2 protein-coding genes are annotated in these 2,191 nt (G+C 68.8%); both read left to right on the top strand.

Features of this window, described 5'->3' with window-relative positions; all coding sequences use genetic code 11:
• Window positions 1-460 (top strand): substrate-binding domain-containing protein (locus AC1DU6_RS28510; protein WP_477861246.1); only part of this gene is annotated, 460 nt, incomplete at its 5' end.
• Between the two features lie 255 nt (window positions 461-715).
• Window positions 716-2,191 (top strand): TonB-dependent receptor plug domain-containing protein (locus tag AC1DU6_RS28505; protein WP_477861244.1); only part of this gene is annotated, 1,476 nt, incomplete at its 3' end.

Here is a 2,191-nt window from a genome sequence, read left to right as displayed (position 1 = left end):
CCGCATCGCCTTCGTGGGCGATGCCAATCTGCCCGAGGTCTGGCTGCGCCGCCAGGGCTACGCCCAGGCGCTGCGCGAGGCGGGCCTGGACGTCGACCCCGCGCTGGAGCTGGCCGCGCCCTTCGAGCCCGGCGTGGCGACCGAAGTGCTGCGCGAGTTCTGTTCTGCACAGCGTGGCTTCGACGGCGTCGTCTGCTGCAGCGACGTGCTGGCGCTGCTGACCATCCAGGCCTTGCGTGCCGCGGGCCGCAGCGTGCCGGGCGACGTGGCCGTCATCGGCTACGACGACATGCCGTTGGCCGCCTACTGTGACCCGCCGCTGACCACCGTCCACCAACCGGTGGCCGAAGCGGGTGCTKAGCTGGTGGARGCACTGCTGGGCCAGCTGCGTGGCGAACGCGCCGGGCCGCGCACGATGCCGGTTTACCTGACGCTGCGCGAGAGCGCTCCCCACGCCTGACGGCAGCACCCTGACCGCGCGGCCCGCGCCGCCCGGTCAGCGCAGCTGTGGGCCGGAGCGCGGCTGCCTATCGTTTTCATTCGGTCAAATATCAGTACCAATGATGTTTGTCGAATACGTGTTTCTACCGAAATGCAATCGATTGCAAAACAAACGGCGGCGACGCAGAATGGCGGCACGGATCGGCGCTCGACAGGGTGGCCAAGCCGCTTCGCCCCGCAGAGGGCGCTCAAACACCGACAACCAGGAGACTCCATGCCCAGCCCCCATCCGACCGCCGCGCGGTCCAGCCGCCGCCCGTCTCTGCAACCGCTGTCCGCCGCCGTGGCCCTGGCGCTGTTGAGCGTGGCCGCGCAAGGCCAACAGGTCGCCGCTACCGCCGCTGAATCGGCCGACGGCCTCAAGCTCGACGCCGTCGTCGTCACCGGCACTTCGACGGCCAAGTCCAAGATGCGCTCCAGCGTGGCCATCTCGACCATCGAGAGCGAAGGCGTCGCGGCCGYCACCGCCGCCAGTGCCACGGACCTGCTCCGGGGCGTGCCCGGCATCCGCGCCGAGGCCAGCGGCGGCGAGTCCAACGCCAACGTCGCCGTGCGCGGCATCCCGGTCTCGGCCGGCGGCGCGCGCTACATCCAGTTCCAGGAAGACGGCTTGCCCGTGCTGCAGTTCGGCGACATCGCCTTCGCCACGCCCGACACCTGGATGCGCGCCGACGCCGGCTTCGAGCGCCTGGAGGTCGTGCGCGGCGGTTCGGCCGCGCTGTTGGCCACCGGTGCGCCCGGCGGCATCATCAACTTCATCGGCAAGACCGGCCTCGAGCCCGGTGGCAGCCTGCAGCTGACCAAGGGCCTGGACTTCGACCAGACCCGCGTCGACTTCGGCTACGGCGGTCGCCTGGCGGCCAAAACGCGCTTCTTCATCGGTGGCTTCTACCGCGTGGGCGACGGCGGCCGCAAGGGTGCCGACGGCACCGAGAACGGCGGTCAGGTGCGCGCCAACGTCACCTTCGAACTGGAGGGCAAGAGCTATGTGCGCTTCAGCCTCAAGCACCTGGATGACCACAGCCCGACCTTCATGCCTACGCCGGTGAAGTACGTGAACGGCAGCATCCAGGAGATTCCCGGCCTGGACCCGCGCCGCGCCGCCTTCTACGATGTCGCCTGGCCGCTGGACAGCACGCTGACCAACACCAACAGCCGCGCCACCAGCAACATCCGCGACGGCCTCACTGCCAGGAGCGACGCTTTCGGCGCCGACCTTGACCTCGACGCCGGCGGTGGCTTTCGCCTGCAGAACAAGTTCTCGTGGAGCCGCAATTCGGGTCGCTTCATCGGCATCTTCCCAGGCGACGACGTGGCCGCCGCGCCGGCCGGCACCACCCTGGCCACTGGCCCCGATGCCGGTGCGGCCTACACAGGCAACAAGTTCACGGCCGTCGTCTTCAACACCAAGGTCGACAACGCCGRCCTGATGGCCAACGACCTGAAGTTCTCGCGTGACTTCGAACTAGGCGGTGCAGCCAAGCTCAGCGCCGTGGCGGGCCTCTACACCTCGGTGCAGCAGTTGGACCTGACGTGGAACTTCAACCAGTACTCGCTGTCGGCCAGCGGCGAGGGCGCCCGCGTGCTGAACGTGCCCGGCGTCGTCAACGGCTCGCCGGGTTTTGGCGGCTGCTGCAGCAACACGCAGGACAGCAAGTACACGACCAACGCACCCTACGTGGTGCTGAAC

The sequence above is a fragment of the Roseateles sp. P5_B10 genome (genome assembly GCF_056400485.1).
Note: the sequence above shows the minus strand (reverse complement) of the source record. Positions and strands in the feature narration are given on the sequence as shown.